Source organism: Pedobacter sp. A2324 (assembly GCF_059693705.1).
Window position 1 is genome coordinate 904,924 of the sequence record NZ_JCASSK010000002.1, and the last position, 18,745, is coordinate 923,668.

At 39.2% G+C, this 18,745-nt stretch carries 21 protein-coding genes; 4 read left to right on the plus strand and 17 right to left on the minus strand.

Annotation, left to right across the window (positions count from 1 at the left end; translation table 11 throughout):
• Nucleotides 1-5: 5 nt before the first annotated feature.
• Complete coding sequence (locus AC570I_RS09040; protein WP_497405206.1) at nucleotides 6-665, plus strand: MgtC/SapB family protein; 660 nt, start codon at nucleotides 6-8, stop codon at nucleotides 663-665.
• 28 nt (nucleotides 666-693) lie between these two features.
• Here AC570I_RS09040 and AC570I_RS09045 read toward each other — a convergent pair whose 3' ends face one another.
• Nucleotides 694-1,698, minus strand: coding sequence for a TonB family protein (locus AC570I_RS09045; protein ID WP_497405207.1), 1,005 nt, complete (start codon nucleotides 1,696-1,698; stop codon nucleotides 694-696).
• Between the two features lie 128 nt (nucleotides 1,699-1,826).
• Here AC570I_RS09045 and AC570I_RS09050 point away from each other — a divergent pair, with 128 nt between their 5' ends.
• Nucleotides 1,827-3,254 (plus strand): L-serine ammonia-lyase, encoded by a 1,428-nt coding sequence (locus AC570I_RS09050; protein WP_497405208.1) that lies wholly within the window; start codon nucleotides 1,827-1,829, stop codon nucleotides 3,252-3,254.
• Between the two features lie 114 nt (nucleotides 3,255-3,368).
• On the opposite strand, the gene AC570I_RS09055 is transcribed toward AC570I_RS09050, so the two are convergent.
• From AC570I_RS09055 to AC570I_RS09100, 10 genes are all read right to left on the minus strand, one after another.
• Nucleotides 3,369-4,601, minus strand: a complete 1,233-nt coding sequence (locus AC570I_RS09055) for a DEAD/DEAH box helicase (protein ID WP_047799627.1) — start codon at nucleotides 4,599-4,601, stop codon at nucleotides 3,369-3,371.
• Nucleotides 4,602-4,794: 193 nt separating this feature from the next.
• Complete coding sequence (locus tag AC570I_RS09060) at nucleotides 4,795-5,244, minus strand: Hsp20/alpha crystallin family protein (protein ID WP_047799626.1); 450 nt, start codon at nucleotides 5,242-5,244, stop codon at nucleotides 4,795-4,797.
• Between the two features lie 44 nt (nucleotides 5,245-5,288).
• Nucleotides 5,289-5,669: a hypothetical protein gene (locus tag AC570I_RS09065; RefSeq protein WP_497405209.1), complete on the minus strand. Its 381-nt coding sequence runs from the start codon at nucleotides 5,667-5,669 to the stop codon at nucleotides 5,289-5,291.
• Between the two features lie 3 nt (nucleotides 5,670-5,672).
• Nucleotides 5,673-5,906: a hypothetical protein gene (locus tag AC570I_RS09070; protein WP_497405210.1), complete on the minus strand. Its 234-nt coding sequence runs from the start codon at nucleotides 5,904-5,906 to the stop codon at nucleotides 5,673-5,675.
• A gap of 1 nt (nucleotide 5,907) precedes the next feature.
• Nucleotides 5,908-6,180 (minus strand): hypothetical protein, encoded by a 273-nt coding sequence (locus AC570I_RS09075; RefSeq protein WP_497405211.1) that lies wholly within the window; start codon nucleotides 6,178-6,180, stop codon nucleotides 5,908-5,910.
• A 149-nt stretch (nucleotides 6,181-6,329) separates the two neighbouring features.
• The gene (locus tag AC570I_RS09080) at nucleotides 6,330-6,677 is read right to left on the minus strand and encodes an HMG-box domain-containing protein (RefSeq protein ID WP_047799623.1); all 348 of its coding nucleotides are present in this window, start codon (nucleotides 6,675-6,677) and stop codon (nucleotides 6,330-6,332) included.
• Between the two features lie 10 nt (nucleotides 6,678-6,687).
• Nucleotides 6,688-7,239 carry an RNA polymerase sigma factor gene (locus tag AC570I_RS09085; protein WP_047799622.1) on the minus strand — a complete coding sequence of 184 codons (552 nt, stop codon included), beginning with the start codon at nucleotides 7,237-7,239 and terminating at the stop codon, nucleotides 6,688-6,690.
• A 98-nt stretch (nucleotides 7,240-7,337) separates the two neighbouring features.
• Complete coding sequence (locus AC570I_RS09090; RefSeq protein WP_497405212.1) at nucleotides 7,338-8,264, minus strand: TolB family protein; 927 nt, start codon at nucleotides 8,262-8,264, stop codon at nucleotides 7,338-7,340.
• A gap of 112 nt (nucleotides 8,265-8,376) precedes the next feature.
• Nucleotides 8,377-9,132 carry a DUF4197 domain-containing protein gene (locus AC570I_RS09095; protein WP_047799620.1) on the minus strand — a complete coding sequence of 252 codons (756 nt, stop codon included), beginning with the start codon at nucleotides 9,130-9,132 and terminating at the stop codon, nucleotides 8,377-8,379.
• Complete coding sequence (locus tag AC570I_RS09100; protein ID WP_497405213.1) at nucleotides 9,119-11,029, minus strand: vWA domain-containing protein; 1,911 nt, start codon at nucleotides 11,027-11,029, stop codon at nucleotides 9,119-9,121. The genes AC570I_RS09095 and AC570I_RS09100 overlap by 14 nt, the downstream gene beginning before the upstream one ends.
• 104 nt (nucleotides 11,030-11,133) lie before the next feature.
• Here AC570I_RS09100 and AC570I_RS09105 point away from each other — a divergent pair, with 104 nt between their 5' ends.
• Both AC570I_RS09105 and AC570I_RS09110 read left to right on the plus strand, forming a co-directional pair.
• A complete protein-coding gene (locus AC570I_RS09105; protein WP_047799618.1) occupies nucleotides 11,134-11,712 on the plus strand; it encodes an RNA polymerase sigma factor in 579 nt (192 codons plus the stop codon).
• Nucleotides 11,705-12,988 carry an energy transducer TonB gene (locus tag AC570I_RS09110; RefSeq protein WP_497405214.1) on the plus strand — a complete coding sequence of 428 codons (1,284 nt, stop codon included), beginning with the start codon at nucleotides 11,705-11,707 and terminating at the stop codon, nucleotides 12,986-12,988. Before AC570I_RS09105 ends, AC570I_RS09110 begins: the two co-directional genes overlap by 8 nt.
• Nucleotides 12,989-13,068: 80 nt before the next feature.
• Here the strand turns inward: AC570I_RS09110 and AC570I_RS09115 are convergent, their stop codons facing one another.
• From AC570I_RS09115 to AC570I_RS09140, 6 genes are all read right to left on the minus strand, one after another.
• On the minus strand, nucleotides 13,069-14,079 hold the full coding sequence (locus AC570I_RS09115) for an inorganic phosphate transporter (RefSeq protein WP_047799616.1): 1,011 nt from the start codon (nucleotides 14,077-14,079) through the stop codon (nucleotides 13,069-13,071).
• A 12-nt stretch (nucleotides 14,080-14,091) separates the two neighbouring features.
• Entirely contained in the window at nucleotides 14,092-14,733 is a 642-nt protein-coding gene (locus AC570I_RS09120) for a DUF47 domain-containing protein (protein ID WP_197082401.1), read from the minus strand.
• A 221-nt stretch (nucleotides 14,734-14,954) separates the two neighbouring features.
• Nucleotides 14,955-15,980 (minus strand): sensor histidine kinase, encoded by a 1,026-nt coding sequence (locus tag AC570I_RS09125; protein WP_047799614.1) that lies wholly within the window; start codon nucleotides 15,978-15,980, stop codon nucleotides 14,955-14,957.
• 34 nt (nucleotides 15,981-16,014) lie between these two features.
• Nucleotides 16,015-16,779 carry a TIGR03915 family putative DNA repair protein gene (locus AC570I_RS09130; RefSeq protein WP_047799613.1) on the minus strand — a complete coding sequence of 255 codons (765 nt, stop codon included), beginning with the start codon at nucleotides 16,777-16,779 and terminating at the stop codon, nucleotides 16,015-16,017.
• 45 nt (nucleotides 16,780-16,824) lie between these two features.
• Nucleotides 16,825-18,084, minus strand: a complete 1,260-nt coding sequence (locus AC570I_RS09135) for a putative DNA modification/repair radical SAM protein (protein ID WP_497405215.1) — start codon at nucleotides 18,082-18,084, stop codon at nucleotides 16,825-16,827.
• Nucleotides 18,085-18,173: 89 nt separating this feature from the next.
• Nucleotides 18,174-18,701, minus strand: a complete 528-nt coding sequence (locus AC570I_RS09140; protein ID WP_497405216.1) for a hypothetical protein — start codon at nucleotides 18,699-18,701, stop codon at nucleotides 18,174-18,176.
• Nucleotides 18,702-18,745 lie beyond the last annotated feature (44 nt).

Below are 18,745 nucleotides of genomic sequence, written 5' to 3' on the forward strand. Positions count from 1 at the left end.
GGGCAATGAACGATATTTTGGATAACAGCCATTTTATTACCCAAAGTGAAGTCAATAAATTTTTGCTGGCTACACTCCTGTGTGGTATAATAGGCGCTGAGAGGGAATACAGAAGCAAGTCTGCAGGTTTAAAAACCATGATGATGATTGGCTTAGGCGCCACATTATTTACTATTCTATCTATTAAAATAGGCCCTACCAGCCAGGATCGCATTGCTTCGAATATTGTTACAGGTATAGGCTTTTTAGGAGCGGGAGTAATCTTTAAGGAAGAAAACAGAGTTAAAGGCCTAACAACAGCCTGTATTATCTGGATTGTAGCTGCAATAGGAATGGCTATCGGTTCCGGGTATTACGAACAGGCAATAGGCGTTACGGGTGTAGTACTTTTAGCTTTGATCATCTTTCCATTTTTAGAGGAAATCGGAGACCGCCGCTTTACCAAACGTGTTTATAGGATAGTCAAAAAACAACATGCCCATGGCGATCTGGAGAGCTATGAGGATGTATTCAGAGAAAACAAACTTAAGCCTAACCGGGGCAAGCATTCGTTGGTCAATAACGTCATTACCGGCAACTGGATTGCTACCGGAACCCCTAAAAACCATAAGAAATTCGTTGAGCAAATGCTAAAGGACGATGATATTATTGAATTTGATTTTTGAATATTCGAAAATTGCACTCATCAATATATTAGCGGAGGTTAAAGTGAAAACTTTGGTTGTACTTTACCCTAACAGGAATTCCTCTTTGCCGGCCTGGTTCCCATTTAGGTGAATATTGCAATACTCTCCTTGCTTCTTCATCCAGGGAAGGAAAAACAGATTTTTCAATTTTGATATCAACAATACGGCCCTTGCCATCTACCACAAAGCTCGTATAAACTGTTCCCCTTACGCCACTTCTCTGTGCATCTGAAGGGTATTTCGTTGTTGAGGCAATAAATCTGTTCCATGCGGCTTGCCCACCATCAAATTCCGGAGCCTGCATACTTACTGTATACTTATACGTTATACCATCTTTCAAACTTTCACCAGCTATTAATTTGTTAGCCTCATAGTTTTCCTTGAATGATGTCTGTGATTTGGTATCATAGCCAGTCCATTCACCAGTCTTTAATCCGTCGAGATAATTCCCCTCTTCAACTGATTCAAAATCATCAAATTTATTTACAACTTTCAAATGGCCTTTTCCATTCTCTATATTCACCTTTCCAGACGAATCTGCATCAAACATGATCTTTGAACTGGTGTTGAAAATAAAATCATTTACCGAACTGCTTTTACCAATCATCTGATTCATAGATGGACTTACAGTCAGGTACTCTAATTCCCTTCTCACTTTTCCATTCGGATGAAAGGCTATGCTGCTGCCGGCTGGCCTGCCATCCTTATAGGTAATCATCTCTGTCCTCTTGCCCAAAGAGTCGTAACTCATAATAATCCCATCAAAAATAAGTGTAGGTTCAAACGACTTTACTTCGCCGATTGTTTTGCGTTTGCCGTTCCGATAGTATTCCAGTAATTTAAAATTAGTATTTCCCGAATCCGGCTCTTGTATAATGCGGATATAATCGGCATCAGCTTTATCTGCAACCTGTTTGCCGTTATCTTTAAACAGATATACATTTTGTGCCTTTTGTGCATAAGTACTGGCAATAACTGCAATAAAAAATAATAGAGTAAAGCGTAATTTCATTTTCAAATCTAATAAGAAATCAACAATTAAACTTATTTCTGAGATTATCGTATTGTAAAATTGGTATTTGGTGGCAAATTAGTTTTTTTAAGAAAACAAATCATAGCTTTGCGTAACTAATTTGCTTCATGATTAAGGAACAAATCTCCGTTTTCGATATTTTTAAAATAGGAATAGGCCCGTCGAGTTCTCATACGCTGGGCCCGTGGCGAGCTGCACAACAGTTCACGGATTCACTTAGTAGTCAGGGTTTAATAGATGGTGTTGAAACGATAAAAATTTTGCTTTACGGTTCCTTGGCCAAAACGGGTAAAGGGCACGGGACGGATGTAGCTTTGCTATTAGGTTTAACAGGTGCCGACCCGGTGACTTTTGATGTAGATGCGGTAACCCCAACTTTTCTTGCCATTCAAAACGACCAGAAACTCAATCTTGCGGGACACCGTGAAATCAAATTCGACTATAATGAGGACTTACTTTTTCTATTTGCAGAAAGTTTGCCTTTTCATCCTAACGCCGTTACGATACAGGCTTTTTTAAATACTGGTAAGGCTTTTTCAGAAACATATTACTCTATTGGAGGTGGCTTTGTAGTTAAAGAAGGTGAAGATAATAGCTTAAAGCCTCAGGTTGATTTACCTTTCCCGGTGGAAAAAGCAAAAGAGCTCCTGCACTGGTGTTTATCTACCGGCTTAAAGGTGAGTGAAATCGTGATGGAAAATGAACTGGCGTGGAGAGCTGAATCAGTTACCAAAGCCGGTATTTTACAACATTTTGCTGTTATGCGCGACTGCATCTACAGAGGCTGCCATACCACCGGCTTCTTACCTGGAGGCCTGGATGTTGCCCGTAGGGCTTTTGCGCTGAATAAGCGCCTGATTGGCAAAACGGAATACCATGATTATAATTCATGGATTGAGGCAATTAGAAAAGGTGGTAATGGATTCAACTATATTTTAGATTGGGTAAGTTGTTTTGCACTGGCCGTAAATGAAGAAAATGCTTCTTTTGGCCGTGTAGTTACTGCCCCTACAAATGGCGCTGCGGGAGTTATTCCGGCTGTTCTGCAATATTTCATTGCCTTTTGTGACGGCTATTCTGAAGATAAAATTATACAATTCATTGCCTGTGCTTCCGAAATTGGTAGCATTTTCAAAAAGGGCGCTACCATATCTGCCGCAATGGGTGGTTGCCAGGCAGAGATAGGCGTGTCTTCGGCAATGGCTGCAGCAGCGTTGACCGAATGTTTAGGGGGTTCACAGCGGCAGGTGTTAATGGCGGCCGAAATTGCTATGGAACATCACCTTGGCCTTACCTGCGATCCTATAGGTGGGCTCGTGCAGATTCCCTGCATTGAAAGGAACACCATGGGTGCGATTAAGGCCATTACGGCGAGCCAACTGGCCTTACAAAGCAATCCTGATAAAGCGAAAGTTAGCCTCGATGCTGTGGTGAATACCATGTGGGAAACGGCTCTGGATATGAATGCAAAATACAAGGAAACCTCTGATGGTGGTTTGGCAACCAATATTCCAATAAGTTTGCCAGAGTGTTAATAGTTTGATAAAAAAATATGCAGTCCAGATAATTTAAACTTGTGGCTTTTTTATAGTTATATAATAAGAGCATAACAAAAACGCCAATCAATTTTGATCAGCGTTTAAATACTTTTAGCTTGGATTACTTGGTTTGGCTTTCTTTTTAAACCACACCTTTTTCTTTCCGTTATTCTTTTGATGTTGAGGCTTTTTCTCTTCAACGTGGCTGATTTCCATTGTTGCAATGTGATCGGGTAAAGGCATCCGCGGAACTTCTTTTTCAATCAGCTTTTCAATATTGTCGAACTTACGCTTATCACGTCCGTTTACAAGTGTAATGGCTGTACCTTTCGTTGCTGCTCTTGCCGTTCTACCAATTCTGTGTACATAATCTGCCGGGTCGCCGGGTACATCATAATTGATAACCAGGTCAACACCCTCTACGTCAATACCGCGCGAGAGCACATCGGTTCCGATAATAATCGGCAATCTTTTGTTTTTGAACGCCAGTAAAATATCTTCACGTTCCTTTTGTCCAAGGTCTGAGTGAAAAGCTTCAGCTTTAATCGTTAGTCCTTTAAAGGTTTTGTAAAGTGCTTTAACCTTGTCTTTTGTAGAGGCAAAAATGATGGCACTTTTATAAGTTCCATCCTTAAAGATGTCACTTAATAAGGCTTGCTTTTGCTGATCATGAATATTATAAGCTTGCTGATCAATTCCTTCAGCCGGTTTAGCAATCGAAATGGTAATCTGCTGCGGCTCATGTAGAATACTTCCCGCCATTTTTCTGATTTTCGGAGCCATTGTAGCCGAAAACAGCAACGTTTGTCTTTTCTTCGGCAGATAGCTAACAATACGCATAATATCATCATAAAACCCCATGTCCAACATGCGGTCAGCTTCATCCAAAATCAAATGTTGCAGATGCTCCAGCTTTAAGGCTCCTGATGAAAGGTGTGCCATAAGGCGACCCGGGGTAGCAATTATGATGTCCACGCCCTCACGCATTGAGCGTTTCTGCTGCTCGTATGCAATGCCGTCTCCACCACCATAAACCGCTAGAGAGCTAATGTTGGTAAAGTAGGCAAGCGCTTCAACCTGTAAGTCGATCTGCTGAGCCAACTCTCTCGTAGGTGCCAGGATTAAGGTATTGTTATGCCGCTCGGCCGCACGGCTAATCTTATCCATTACAGGAAGAAGGTAGCTGGCAGTTTTCCCTGTTCCAGTTTGCGCGCAGGCAATCAGGTCATGGTCATCTAAAATTACAGGAATAGCTTGTTCTTGTATAGGAGTAGCGCTTTTATACCCCATTGCCATAAGGCCTTCGTATAAGTCGGGGTTAAAATTAAAGTCGTTAAAATTCAAACTGTTATCTTTATCTATTTCAGCAAAAGTACCTTAAAATATGGCCAATAGCAAGCGCGATTTAAATATCCGTCTGTTAAAAGATTCTGAAGGCGACGATCCGATAAAATCTCTTTCTATTTACAGGCTTTTCAAAAAGAAAAAGCCCCGATTGTTTCACAATCAGGGCGGCTGAAATTATAATAGACGAAACCTAGTTCACAGCGATATCTTTCGCAGGAATATTAGTTTCGGGGTTTTTTGGAAGGGTAATTTTTAAGATGCCATCTGTATAACTAGCAGCAATCGCGTCGGTCATAACTTTTCCATTTAAGGAAAAAGCCCGTTCAAAGCTTCCGTTGCTGTATTCTCTTCTGGTAAACTTTTCTATAGTTTCCTCAGTTTCCTTCGGCGAGTAGGAAATGGTTAATATGTCGTCCTTTGTATTTACCTTCAAATATTCTTTAATCAATGCAGGTGCAAATAAATAGATGATGAAATTTTCGTTTGTTTCTTCAATATTTGCCGGTACACGTCTGAATCCTTCCCTGAAGAACCCTTCAAAGTTCCGTGTAAATTTTCTGCCGTGGTGGTCACCAAATTTTCCCTTTTGTCTCCAGCCACTGTGTATTTTGCCCGAATGGCATCTATGTTCGTTGTACATTTTTGTTCTTTTAAAAATTTAATTTATTGATTTAACTGATATCATCAATTAGAGTTGCTGTATTGCAATCTCGGAATTCCAAGTAACCTCGTGATGATGCTGGCATATGGATAATCAGGTGAAAATATGGCATAGTCAAATTTCAATCCTCTTATTTGTACGGCAATATCGTCGATGAACTTCATCGGTTCCAAAAGCGCTGTAATCAACCCAGATGTAGGTTTTTCGTCAGCATTTTTGTTAAATGCGTCCAGCTCTTTGCTATAAGGTTTAAATTCAGCTCCAATATCTTCAATAGGCCGTTTGAATTCATCCGAACTAAAAAAGGTCACCTGTTCGCCACGATTAATTAATTCACTGGCTAAGTGGAGAATTGGATTTACATCATCCTGAGAAGGGCTGCTGAGTAGTAAAATCTGCGACATAACTTATCTTATTTTGATTGAACTATCAATGCGCACCACATTGCTATCTTCTACTTTTCCTACATGATGGTTATGGACGTGATTCCGATAATGTTCATCCTTACAGTCATATTCGTGATAATGTCGGTTTTTAAAATCCAGTCTGTCGCGATAACCATACTGTATAGCCAATACATTTAAGCTGTAAAAGGTCGTTACAGCCACAAATAATGCTAATATTATTCTGAAAGCCTTCATATTACTGGTAGTTTACGTTAATGTTTTGGATGTATCCGTTTTCGCTGATTACAGGTTTATACCATTGGTTATCTATTGGAACAACCGGAGCATGATGCGAGCTGAAGTTTTCATAATGCTGTTCCAATCTGCGATGTCTTCGTCCCCTGAAGAACATTTTAAATACAAACCCTATGATGATCATGCCAAAAATAAATTTAAATATAAATGGTATAAAGAATGTAATTGCACCAAGTACAATTCCAAATCCTATTGATTTTAATATTTGTTTCATATTGATATCCTGTTATTTAATAGGGTAGACGGAAGAACTTAATTTTTACTTTAAAAAACGTAAAATGTTTTTTATAAGCCTCCAGGGTTTGTAAGCGAGATTTGTTGACTATACGGCATAAAAAAAGCCAGCTTAAAAGCCGGCCAGAATTATTGTTTGTTGCGGTGTCCCCATCCGCCGCCACATCTTCGTTTATATTCTTCTTTGAACCTTGCCCGCTCCTCATCGTTCATATTTTGCCATTTCGATCGCATGGCCATTGCACGCTGTTTGAAGCGGCTGTTATCTCCACCTTTTTTAAAGTTCCCAAACAGTATTCTGCACAGCACCAAAAGGCCTAGTGCCTGCCAAAAGTTCAACCTGCCCGCGTGTACCACTTCAGGTAATATAGCGTTCCAAAGAAACATGACGATGTAGCCCAAAGCTGCTGCAATTAATGCCACAACAGGTAAAAAGCAAATAAATTTTTGCACTTTACTAAACTTTCTGTTTATCATATCTTCCTAGTTAATAGTTTATAAATTCCTGATATAAATTTTGTAAACGACTACGCAAGTGCTTAACTGCATAGCCCTTTCTTGAAATTAATGTTTTAATATTTTCACCTGTTTCATCAGCTATCTCCTGAAATGTCCTGTCCTCCAGTTCATTTTGAACAAAAATATAGCGTTGGTTTTCAGGAAGTTCTTCCAGTGCGAGGAAAAGCTGGTCCCAGAATAATTTTTTTAAACCTTCTTCTTCTGGTGAGTAAGATTCGGCGAGTAAAATTTCCCTGAAGTTAATTTCACCATCTTCATCTTCGTAGCTCAGATCTTCAATAAGAACATCTTTTTGTTTACGATAGCGATCAGTAATTTTGTTTCTGGCGACACGATAAAGCCAGCCACCAATCTGTTCAATCGCACCAGCTTCAGGCTGGTTACTCAATTGATACCATACATCCTGTAAAATATCTTCTGCGTCCTCATCTGTATTCACCCTGCCTCGGATGAAACTAAATAAGCGTTTGCCATAGCTGGCAACGGTAGAGATTATATTTTGGGATTCGTTTGTAGGCACTAAATTCTGTTAGATATACCAGTAAACGGATGAAAGTAAATATTACTTTAAATTATTTACGATTTTTTTAATAGCCTTATTGGTACTGATAGCTGAACTTACTTTAGGGCTGCTGTTGGATATGTCCCTTTGTCTACAAGCACTTTAATATTGCCTTTTAAATCAGAAATATAGATTTTGCTGCTTTCAGAATGTTTTTCCGAGCCACTGAAAAAGATACGATCGTCACGAGTAACAAAAAGATCAGGGGTATTGGTATTTTGCGGAGATATCCTTTTTACCGCTTTGCTTTTAAGGTTAAGAATATAAATAGCGGTACCGGGTTTGTCAGATCCTGCCAATACCTCATTGTTGCCGGCACTGAAAATGATATGTTTTCCATCACTGGAATAGAAGAAGGGATTTACAGCCGATATCGTAATTTGGTGATTTACCAGGCCGGAAATCAACTGTTTGGATAATTCTTTTCCGGTTACAGCGTAGGTGTATAGACCGGTTAAATCGTGAGCAATTATTTCTCTATTGTTTTTCCAGGTAGGTGCAAAATAGCTTATATTGGACTGCTCATCAAAAATGATATTTTGGGTATTATCAATTTTTGTTGTTCCGATTTTCCATCCGTTTTTAACCCGTATCTGGTAAGCAATGGTTTGCCCATCAGGCGACCATGAAGCCTGGTCAAATTGTTCGCTGTCAGCATGTAGCTGCTGCTGACTCTTGTTCTCCAAATCGGCAACCCAGATACTTTTATTACCCGCACTATCTGTAACCGTATAAGCCAATTTATTTCCGTCAGGAGAAATTGCCGGATGGGTTGCGCCACCAAATGAAATTTGTTTCATGGTGTCAATGCTTGTTGCCACAATCTTACTGCCATCCTGATAGGCTAGCGCAAAGTTCTTGCCGCTAAGCGAAACCGTATCCAGAACGGGCGTACTGGCATCATTGCTTTTATGATTGCATGAACTAATCATTATTGTGAATGAGGTGCTGAACGCAATGAGGATCAAGTCGAGTTTCTTCATGGACAATTTTACAAATTGTTTTTGTAATCACTTTATCACAATGAGCTAAAGCTATTATTTTACTTTGATATGCCTTAAATGAAAAAGCCCTGAGTCAGGGCTTTTTTTAAATCTATTTCTTTTTATCAGCGTAACCGAATACTTTTTGTAAAAGTGTCGAACTTCGTGAACTTAGATTATCCCGTATTTTAAGTTCTTCTTTGGCTACTTCAATGAATAAGCCGTCAATCGCTTTCTGTGTAACGTAGGCAGTTAAATTCGTGTTCACTGGTTTAACTAATGGTATTTTATTGTACTGTGTCGTCAGGTCGCTGTAATATTTTGTCGCATTTACTTTACTTAAACTATTGGTCACAATCGGACTGAACTTTTGAGTCAGGTCTGCTGTTGTTACCCTTTTAAAATATTCCGTTGCTGCATCTTTATTGCCTAAGAGGATATTGGTCGCATCGGTCAACGTCATTTGCTTGATGGCAGAAACAAAAATGGGTTTTGCTTCTTTAGCTGCATCTTCAGCAGCACGGTTTAAACTGGTAATTACATTATCACAAAGTGAATTAAACCCAATACTTCGAAGCGTTTTTTCTACCTTCTGGGCTTCAGGGGGCATTAAAATTTTCACTGCAAGGTTGCCCAGAAAACCATCTTTAACAGATAATCGATCAGCGCCGGCCGAAACACCGATTTGCAAGGCTTCCTTAATTCCCTGTCCAATCTCCAATGTAGTGGGTGTGCCGGTTGCACTGGTGGTTGTGGCTTTTTCAGTTACTTTCTTGAAAATATCGCCCAGTTTAATCTGAGCGTTTACATTCAGGTTTGAAAATAACATTAATGCCAGGGATGCAGATAGAATATTAATTTTTTTCATTCATGATGAGTTTATCTTTTATGCTTAGCAAATCTTTTGCCATTAGTTTGGCTGATTTTACCAAACTTAAAAATTCTGAACGGTAACCTTCTTCATCTTTTCCTTTTGCATTTTCAGCTAAAGAAATTACCTGCTCAAAGTTAGCATTTTGTTTGAATGAAGACTTCCTTAATATCATTCCGAATTCTGCAACCGCTGCGGCAAATCTGAAATTATCGCTTCGTGCATTCAAACCAATAGGATTATCGCTTAAACCGCGTATGATTAATTTGCTTTTGTTTCCCGTAGGTTCTTTATAACGCAGCTTTACTGTTAACATCTCTCCTGAATTTTCATATCCTGATTGAATGGTTTTCTGGTATTTCAGGTCGTCAACAGAACCTGATAAAACATCTTTGGCACCGACCGGAATTATTTCATAGAGTGCAGTAACCGTATGCCCAGAACCAATTTCACCCGCATCTTTCTTATCGTCATTGAAGTCTTCTTTATTTAGCAAGCGGTTTTCATATCCAATAAGACGGTAGGATTGAACTTTCGAAGGATTAAATTCAACCTGCAGCTTCACATCTTTTGCAACGGTAAATAATGTTCCGCCAAATTCATTAACTAATACCTTTCTGGCCTCAGTTAAATTATCGATGTAGGCGTAATTACCGTTACCTTTATCAGCCATTATTTCCATTTTACTGTCTTTGTAATTGCCCATCCCATAACCGAGAACAGTTAAAGATATGCCGCTTTCCCTTTTCTTTTCAATTAACTCCTGCATATCAGCATCACTGCTTGCACCCACATTGAAATCACCATCAGTAGCTAATATCACCCTGTTATTTCCGTTTTTTACAAAGTTTTCCCCCGCTATTTTATAGGCAAGCTCTATGCCTTGTCCTCCCGCTGTTGAACCGCCGGCGCTTAACTTATCCAGGGCTTCCTTAATTTTAATTTTCTCATCACCATTTGTTGCCGGCAAAACCACTCCGGAATTACCGGCATATACAACAATTGCCACTTTGTCTTTTGCCCTAAGCTGATCGGTCAGCAATTTAAAAGACGATACCAGAAGCGGTAATTTATTTGGATCACTCATCGACCCCGACACATCAATTAGAAATACCAGATTGGACGCAGGTAAATGTTCAGTTGGAATTACTTTTGCCTGCAAGGCGATCTGAACCAGTTTATGTTCAGCATTCCATGGCGCAGGACCAATCTCTGTGATGATATTAACCGGCTCCCCGTTTTTTGGTTGTTCATATTCGTAGTCAAAATAGTTGATCATTTCTTCTATCCTTACAGCGTCTGCAGGAGGGAGGCTTCCACCATTTACATATCTTCTGATATTTGTATAGGAAGCTGCATCAACATCAATAGAAAACGTAGAAAGCGGATCACTTTTAGCTTTATGAAAAATATTCTCGTTTATCATCGAATAGCTTTCATTGTTTTTAACCATGTCCATTTTTTCCATCCTCATTTTGCTTACGGATACTCCTGCAGCTCTTCCCAGAAAAGCGTGAGCCTGATCCAAAGTGGCCACAGATCCCGTAATTGAAGTTTTTTTCTGAATGCCATACCCAACGACGACAATTTCATCAAGTGATTTCAAATCCGGTACCAGCGTAATCGAAATCCTGTTATTGCGCCCGATTTTGATATGCTGACTAACATACCCAATGTAAGATACCCTCAGCTCAGTGTCCTTATCTGACACTTCAATAGTAAACTCTCCCTTTGAATTTGTAGTAGTGACCCGTTTGCTGATGTTGGTTGCTATAGCGGCGTTGGGCAGGCCGGTGCTCCCATCAGTAACAACTCCGGTAATGATTCTTTTCTTGTCCGGCGAGAAGCTCACCAGCAAAACAATTGCAATTAAACATAAAAGTAGCTTTTTCATAATCGGTTAGTTTTAAGGATGATGTAGCTACTCTTACTTTTCCATATCGATACTCAAAAATATTTTTTATACTTGAGGGATAATTAATATAGCTACCTTAATTTTTGAAGTTTATAAAGAACACAGCTGGAAATAACCAGCACCAGGATGCAGAACTTATCGCCGCGTATAAAAACACAGGTGATTTAAATGCATTGGGTACGCTTTATAACAAGTATATGCACCTGGTTTTCGGTGTTTGCTTCAATTATTTTAAAGATGAGGAATTGAGTAAGGATGCTGTAATGCATATTTTCGAAGAATTGGTTACTAAGCTCAAGATCCACGAGGTACTGAATTTTAAAAGCTGGCTTCATGTCTTAACCAGGAATCATTGCCTGATGGCATTGAGAAAATCTTCCAGGCAAAATAACGTTTCTATAGACGACACCTTTGTGGAAAATACGGAGTTTGTGCATCTGGATATTGACAACACAAAAGAAACACAGCTTACCATTATGGAAAAGTGCATGGAAACTTTAACTGAGGAACAGCGAAAAAGCGTAGATTTATTTTATCTCCAGGAAAAATGCTACAAAGAGGTAGCAGAGATTACTGGTTATGATATGCTTAAGGTCAAAAGCTACATTCAGAATGGTAAACGGAATTTAAAGATTTGTATAGAAAAAAACAGTGGTGAATAACGATTGGTTAGATATTAATGTGCTGGAAGATTACCTTGATGGTAAACTTGATGCCAGGGGCATGCACTTTGTCGAGCGCCAGGCACTGGAAGATCCATTTGTGGCCGAAGCACTTGAAGGTTTGCGGCAGTCACCAAAACGTAAACAAACACTTTCTATTTTACAGAAACAACTTCATGACAGGGTTTCTGAAAAACCTGTTAAGCGTAGAATGTGGGGGATCACCACTCAGCGTCTGAGCATTGCAGCAACCGCCACCGTAGCTTTTATTGCGGTAAGCATTCTGTTTTTCATGAGGGAGTCCAATCGTAAGAATGCAGAAATAGCAGCTAGAAAAGCCAATGGAGTAATCGTTAATCTTGATACCGCTACCGCTGTTGCAGTAACTAAGCCACATACGCCTGGCGGCCAAAAGATCGCCCTTCAGTCATCTTCGATGGACCATGCCATCACTGAAGCAAAAACAGGGTATCTGGCAAAAAACAGGAAACAAGCCACAAGGCAGGCCAAAATAGACGTTACTGCCTCTCAGGAGCGATTATATGAAGAAACTGCTGTCAAGGCCAAAACTCAACCGCTAGCGCGTCAGGCTGATCAGCAGACATTACTTAAAGAATCAGATATGAGTCCTTTGCCCACAACAGGGAATGCGCAGGTTGTGTTTAGTGGGAATGTAGTCGATAAGCTGAACGGCAGGCCTATTCAAGGTGCTATAGTAAAATCGTTGGGTGGAAAGGGCATTACGGCTACAGACTCAAAAGGATTTTTCTCGCTACCAGTTGATAGCATAGCAAAGGATAAAGACTTGCTGATTAGTGCAATAGGGTTTAAGGAAGTTCCGGTAATAGGTGTTCAGGACCCTAATGCGATAAGAAATGCAATGAGTGGTGATAAATCTTTACAGGAAATAGCATTAATTACAGGGTCAAATGGTAGGAAGAAAGAAGATATCAAAGCGCCTACAATTACTTTGCGTGCAGTACAAAACTTAGATGGTAAGCCGCTTGAAGAAATTTCTAAACCAATTCCTGTGTCCACCATTAATTATCAGGAATATCTGGAGCATAACAATAAACTGTACAATCCTAAAGGTCCGGAGCGATACGTAATCCTAAGCTTTAAAGTCAACAAAAATGGTCGTCCATCAAACATCAAAGTAATTAAGTCGCTTGATAAAAAGGCCGACGCGGAGGCCCGCCGTTTAGTTCAGGCCGGTCCAGACTGGGTGTTGCCTCAAAAAGGGACCAACGAAGTGGAGTTAAGTGTTAAATTTTAGTTGCTTTCATTCAATTATACTTGTAAATAAAAAAGACCATAGCTTTTGCTATGGTCTTTTTTATTCGATATATTGTTGCTCTATTTTACAAAATAGATAATGGCATAGATAATTGCGGCTAAAGTTGCCGAAACCGGAATAGTTAAAATCCAGGCCCAGATCAAATTAATAGTTACACCCCAGCGAACAGCAGAAACACTCTTTACAACACCCACACCAACAATTGAACCGGTAATGGTATGTGTAGTGGAAACCGGAATCCCGAAGTGCTCAGTAATTCCCAAGGTTACCGCGCCGGCACCTTCAGCTGCAACACCTTCAAGGGCTGTAACTTTAGTGATTTTAGATCCCATTGTTTTTACAATTTTCCAGCCACCACTCATTGTACCAAGAGAGATTGCGGAGTAACAACAGATTGGAACCCACGCAGGCATCGCTTCGAAGTTTGGAATTACTTTCGCAGCAATTAATGCCGTGGCAATAATACCCATAACCTTTTGTGCATCGTTACCACCGTGAAAGAAACTTAATGCTGCAGATGATAACAACTGCAATCTTTTAAACCATTTTTCAGCAGTCGCCGGTTTAGCGTAACGGCAAATATTGATAATGATCAAGGTTAATATAACAGAGATTACCATACCAATAATTGGCGCTAATACAATAAAAGAGACAATTTTAACAACATAACCCATCTCCACAGCGGCAAGCGGACTTGCGCCAGTAAGTAAAGCATGTGTCATTCCTGCGCCAGCAAATCCCCCAATTAATGTATGAGAAGAACTGGAAGGAATACCGTACCACCAGGTTAACAGATTCCACATAATTGCAGCCACTAAGCCGGCAAGAATTACTTCCAGGGTGATGTAACTTTCAATTACCGTTTTAGCAACGGTATTGGCCACTTTATGGTCTGTAAAATAGAAATAAGCTGCAAAATTAAATAGCGCAGCCCATAAAACTGCCTGAAAAGGCGTAAGAACTTTTGTAGAAACAACCGTTGCAATCGAGTTAGCGGCATCGTGAAAGCCATTAATGTAATCGAAAGCAATTGCCAGAATTACAACAACAACCAATAAGGTAGTTACCATGTTTGTGTTTTATTAAGCGTTTTTAACCAGGATAGTTTCAAGAACATTTGCTACATCTTCGCATTTATCTGTCGCTTTTTCTATCGTTTGTAAAACCTCTTTTTGTTTGATTAATTCAATTGCATTGGTTTCGTATTCAAATAAACGGGCAACAGCCAATGTAAATACGTAGTCAGCCTGGTTTTCTCCACTGTTAATGCGGATACATGCATCTGCAATTACGCGGATGTTCTTAAAGCTGCGTAGTTCTTTGATAGCTTTGTCGATGTCAGTACACATTTCAACCAGCAACTCGGCAATTTTAACAATCGGCTCATTGATTGTATTCATATTATACATTTGCATACGGTTTGCTGTTCCATAAATGTAATCAGCAACATCGTCAACAGCTGTAGCCAATGCATGGATATCTTCCCTGTCAAAGGGAGTGATAAAGTTCCTGCTTAACTCAAGAAAGATTGAATGTGTAATATCATCTCCGACGTGTTCTAAGCGTTCTATTTCCTTAAAAATGGTTTTTCTGCTTTCTGCATCTGCTGTACTTACCATTTCTAAAAGAGCGTCAGCAATTTTTAAAGCATTGCTACCGGCTTGCTCAAAAAGAGGATGAAATTTTCTGTCTTGAGGTGTAAAGAACTTAAAAATATTATTCATGTTAATTTTTAATATGTTGCAAAGCTACAAGCTCAATGTTAAGTTAATGTTAATTTCATAATTATATTAACTGATTTTAGTCAATAAATCCATTAAGCCAACGATTTTAGCTGTTTGATAATGAATACTTAAGGATGAATATGGCCACTACACACTTCACTGGTGTCCGCTGTTATAAAGTTAAGAATGTATCTGTAAGCAAAGTCATAGATCGGATGTGCCTATCCCCCTTTTTGTAATGTAAATGCGAAGGTGGTGCCAATCCCGGGTGTACTTCTCACTGAAATGGTTTGCTGATGTGCTTCCAGAATGTGTTTTACAATGGCCAGTCCAAGACCCGTCCCGCCAACCTCTCTTGCCCGATGGCTGTCAATACGGTAGAACCGCTCAAATAAACGGAGTAAATGTTTTTCTTCAATGCCAATCCCATTATCGGTAACCTCTATCAGGAACTGATCATGTAGTTCAAATATTTTTATTGCGGTTTCGCCTTGCTCTATTCCATATTTAATACTGTTAACCATTAAGTTAATCAATACCTGACGGATTTTTTCCCTGTCGGCATTAACCATGGTAAGGGCGGTATACTTATCTTTAAAAAAAAGTTTAATGTGTTTGTCTTTCGCTCTGTCTTCAAGGTTTTCCATTACCTCCCTGGCCAGCTGTACAAAGTCAAATTTTTGATAATTGATGGGCGACTCCCCGGTCTCAAGCTTTGAAATAGCGTCCAGGTCATTAATCAGGTAGCTTAAACGTTCAACGTTGTTTTCAGCCTTCTTCAAAAACTTTATGGCCATATCCGGATCGTCTTCAATACAATCCTGCAAGGTTTCTATATACCCCTGTATCGCAAAAAGAGGGGTCTTAAATTCATGAGATACGTTAGAAAGAAATTCACGACGGAATTGCTCCTGTTTTTTGAGCATATCGATTTCTTTCTTTTTCGCACCGGCCCATTCTTTTACTTCCTGTTCAACATCATTTATAGGGTCAGAACTTACATACTCGCCCAGCGCATCTTTTAAATCTTTTCCAAGTTTAAGATTATGAATCAACTTATAAATCAACTTAATCTTGGTATAAATGTATTTCTCCAGAAGATAGTAAAAAACAAGGAAACTGCTCAGGAACGACACACCAAATGAAATGGCCAGATAGTACCAACTGTGCTGAAAGTAAAAATTTACCATGCCGATAGATAATGACACAGCCAGGGCAGTAAATAAAACCAGCACACTCAATTTCATGTGTGCAATTTAATAGTTTTATGTTAATGCCAGGTTAACTCAATTGCTTTTCGGTTAAATATTTCCAATACCTTTTGGGAACATGTCTGATATGGAGTTTGGTATTTTTGCGTGCGACTATATTTGCACTCTTAAAATAATCTTTCCACAAAACCGAATACAATTCTTCCTTTCCATCAAGCAATATGGGATCTGGATTTTTACTGTTTGTACCTTTCGAGAAATCTATTGTAATTTCTTCAACGGTGTCGAGGTTGTAATGAAGGCCGTATTTTCTTTTCAAATCGTATATAATCCATTGCTGATCGGCATAACGATTTTTAAAATGATTGGAAATCAAAGGGAGTACATTGAAATCGGGATCAACACCTGTGTAAAATATTCCATCGGCTGTATGCTGAAAACGAATAAACGCTTCCATTCGGTGCTTTTCCCGTTCAACACTTTTGGCATATTTAGACAAGGCTATCACGTGGTCATTCCCATAATTGCTTTCGGCCCCGGCTTCGTTCTGAAAAATATATATTGCAAACTGAAATAAATGGTCATACGCTTCCGCAATTTCTGATAAATAACTGCAATAAAACTTTCGAATCCAGTCCCGCTTTATTTTTTTTTGCAATCCCGTCCAAACCCGGTCAGCTTTTTCTGAATCTGTAATCACATACAAATGTTCGGAAAAAGCTTCAGGTTGAAAAACCGTTGCAGCTTTTAGCTTTACTTTTGCCGCTTTACGCTCGAAGTGCTCAAAAACTGCTGTGAGAAGACCGGGAAAAGAGCCATCGAAGATATAGGTCATTTTATTCTAGCGGAACAGAATTGTTTGAATCAAAAAACAATAGGATTAAAACAGGATCAGTTGATTGCTATCTGTTTTTATGTACTTACTTTGACTATCGGCTAAAATGAAAGCCTTAATTTGAGTTCCCTGATAGTCTTTCAATTGATAAGGACTGTCGGCACAGGTAATAAAATGTTTCGCCCGGTTATAGGCCACACCTATCTTTTTTAACTGATCAATTCTGAGCTTCCCAAACTTACGTGCCTGAACAATTTTTTGTGCAGACATTACACCAATTCCCGGGATGCGAAGAATCATTTTATAATCAGCTTTATTTATATCAATCGGGAAGTGGTGCATATTGCGAATAGCCCAGCTTAATTTCGGGTCGATATCAACATCCAGATTGGGATTAGCATCATTTAAAATCTCCTGTACCTTAAATCCGTAAAAACGCATGAGCCAATCTGTTTGATAAAGTCTGTTTTCGCGTAGCAATGGAGGTTGTGTTCCTAAAACCGGCATCCTGCTATCATTGCTGATTGGAACGTATCCTGAATAATAAACACGCTTTAAAGAAAAGTTTTTATAAAATGTATTCGCTGTGTACATGATATCTTTATCGCTTTCCGGTGTTGCGCCAATGACCATTTGGGTACTTTGTCCAGCTGGTACGAACTTTGGTACATGTTTAATCAGTTTTTTATCTGCTGCGAATTGTTTGATATTTTGCTGAACAAATGATAAGGGTTTAATCACGTCATTATGGCTTTTCTCAGGAGCCAGCAGCTTTAAACCAGCTTCGGTAGGCATTTCAAGATTAATGCTCATCCGATCAGCATATAGCCCGGCCTCTTTGATCAACTCATCACTCGCTCCAGGAATTGTTTTCAAATGGATGTAACCATTATAATTTTGTTCCAGTCGCAACTTTTTGCAAACCAGTAACAAGCGCTCCATCGTAAAATCAGCATTTTTAAAAATTCCCGAACTTAGAAACAAGCCCTCAATATAATTCCTTCGGTAGAAATTCATAGTGAGCTCAACCACCTCGTCAACCGAAAAAGCGGCTCTTTTAACATCATTGCTTTTTCTTGATACGCAGAAAAGGCAGTCGTAAATACAATGGTTGGTTAAAAGGATTTTGAGTAAAGAAACACAGCGGCCATCTTCAGTGTAAGTGTGGCAAATGCCAGAAGTATGACTATTGCCAAGACCCTTCCCTTCATTCTTACGTGTACTACCACTCGATGAACAGGAAACATCATATTTAGCAGCATCAGCAAGGATGTTTAATTTTTCACGAATTCTGTCAAATTGCATAAGATATTTTTTACTAACAAAAATAGCTAAAAAACTAATTAAATTAGCTTTTGTTTTAATAAATGATATTCGGTAGGGGAGTATGAAAGCTAGATTTCCAGTAAGAATGCAGGTTTTGCAGATTGCCCGAAGGTTTGATTGGGTATCGCCTGTTCCCGATAATATTGTAATTCTCTAAAAAATTGATTTGCTTCTGCTTCAGCATGTTTCAATGCTCCCAAATTAATTACATAATTAGGAGATTTAAACGCAATCTGATAAAAAACACCTCCATTGTGGTTGTCAAACATTTCGGTTATTCGATCGATATTTTTCCAGCTTGAAAATACCATTGTCCGGCGGTATAGAAATGATGTCCTCTTCAGCTTAATCGTTATGCCCTCATTCTCTAATGAAACTTTTGCTGCTACAAAAATCTGGGTATTTTTAATCCATATCAAAAGCGAAAAGATTGTGGCTACGAGCAGGGCTGTAAGTAATAAGATAACGAGCTCAGAACTAGGTGTGGGAATGTTGAACAGGAAATAAAACATCAGCGAAATAAAAAACACTGGAATGCCAGCCATTGCAATTAATAGCACACTGTTTTTGTGGTATTTCACTTTATAAGAACTCATGAGCATTATTTTTAGTAAAAATATGCACAATTAGTCTATCTGAG

Excerpts from the sequence above, each read along its gene's own strand:
- AC570I_RS09140 (WP_497405216.1), bottom strand. The coding sequence starts at position 18,701 with ATGAGTTCTTATAAAGTGAAATACCACAAAAACAGTGTGCTATTAATT.
- AC570I_RS09100 (WP_497405213.1), bottom strand. The coding sequence starts at position 11,029 with ATGAAAAAGCTACTTTTATGTTTAATTGCAATTGTTTTGCTGGTGAGC.
- AC570I_RS09125 (WP_047799614.1), bottom strand. The coding sequence starts at position 15,980 with ATGAAATTGAGTGTGCTGGTTTTATTTACTGCCCTGGCTGTGTCATTA.
- AC570I_RS09130 (WP_047799613.1), bottom strand. The coding sequence starts at position 16,779 with ATGACCTATATCTTCGATGGCTCTTTTCCCGGTCTTCTCACAGCAGTT.
- AC570I_RS09120 (WP_197082401.1), bottom strand. The coding sequence starts at position 14,733 with ATGAATAATATTTTTAAGTTCTTTACACCTCAAGACAGAAAATTTCAT.
- AC570I_RS09060 (WP_047799626.1), bottom strand. The coding sequence starts at position 5,244 with ATGTACAACGAACATAGATGCCATTCGGGCAAAATACACAGTGGCTGG.
- AC570I_RS09040 (WP_497405206.1), top strand. The coding sequence starts at position 6 with ATGAACGATATTTTGGATAACAGCCATTTTATTACCCAAAGTGAAGTC.
- AC570I_RS09065 (WP_497405209.1), bottom strand. The coding sequence starts at position 5,669 with ATGTCGCAGATTTTACTACTCAGCAGCCCTTCTCAGGATGATGTAAAT.
- AC570I_RS09080 (WP_047799623.1), bottom strand. The coding sequence starts at position 6,677 with ATGATAAACAGAAAGTTTAGTAAAGTGCAAAAATTTATTTGCTTTTTA.
- AC570I_RS09135 (WP_497405215.1), bottom strand. The coding sequence starts at position 18,084 with ATGCAATTTGACAGAATTCGTGAAAAATTAAACATCCTTGCTGATGCT.
- AC570I_RS09075 (WP_497405211.1), bottom strand. The coding sequence starts at position 6,180 with ATGAAACAAATATTAAAATCAATAGGATTTGGAATTGTACTTGGTGCA.
- AC570I_RS09090 (WP_497405212.1), bottom strand. The coding sequence starts at position 8,264 with ATGAAGAAACTCGACTTGATCCTCATTGCGTTCAGCACCTCATTCACA.
- AC570I_RS09045 (WP_497405207.1), bottom strand. The coding sequence starts at position 1,698 with ATGAAATTACGCTTTACTCTATTATTTTTTATTGCAGTTATTGCCAGT.
- AC570I_RS09070 (WP_497405210.1), bottom strand. The coding sequence starts at position 5,906 with ATGAAGGCTTTCAGAATAATATTAGCATTATTTGTGGCTGTAACGACC.
- AC570I_RS09050 (WP_497405208.1), top strand. The coding sequence starts at position 1,827 with ATGATTAAGGAACAAATCTCCGTTTTCGATATTTTTAAAATAGGAATA.
- AC570I_RS09115 (WP_047799616.1), bottom strand. The coding sequence starts at position 14,079 with ATGGTAACTACCTTATTGGTTGTTGTTGTAATTCTGGCAATTGCTTTC.
- AC570I_RS09095 (WP_047799620.1), bottom strand. The coding sequence starts at position 9,132 with ATGAAAAAAATTAATATTCTATCTGCATCCCTGGCATTAATGTTATTT.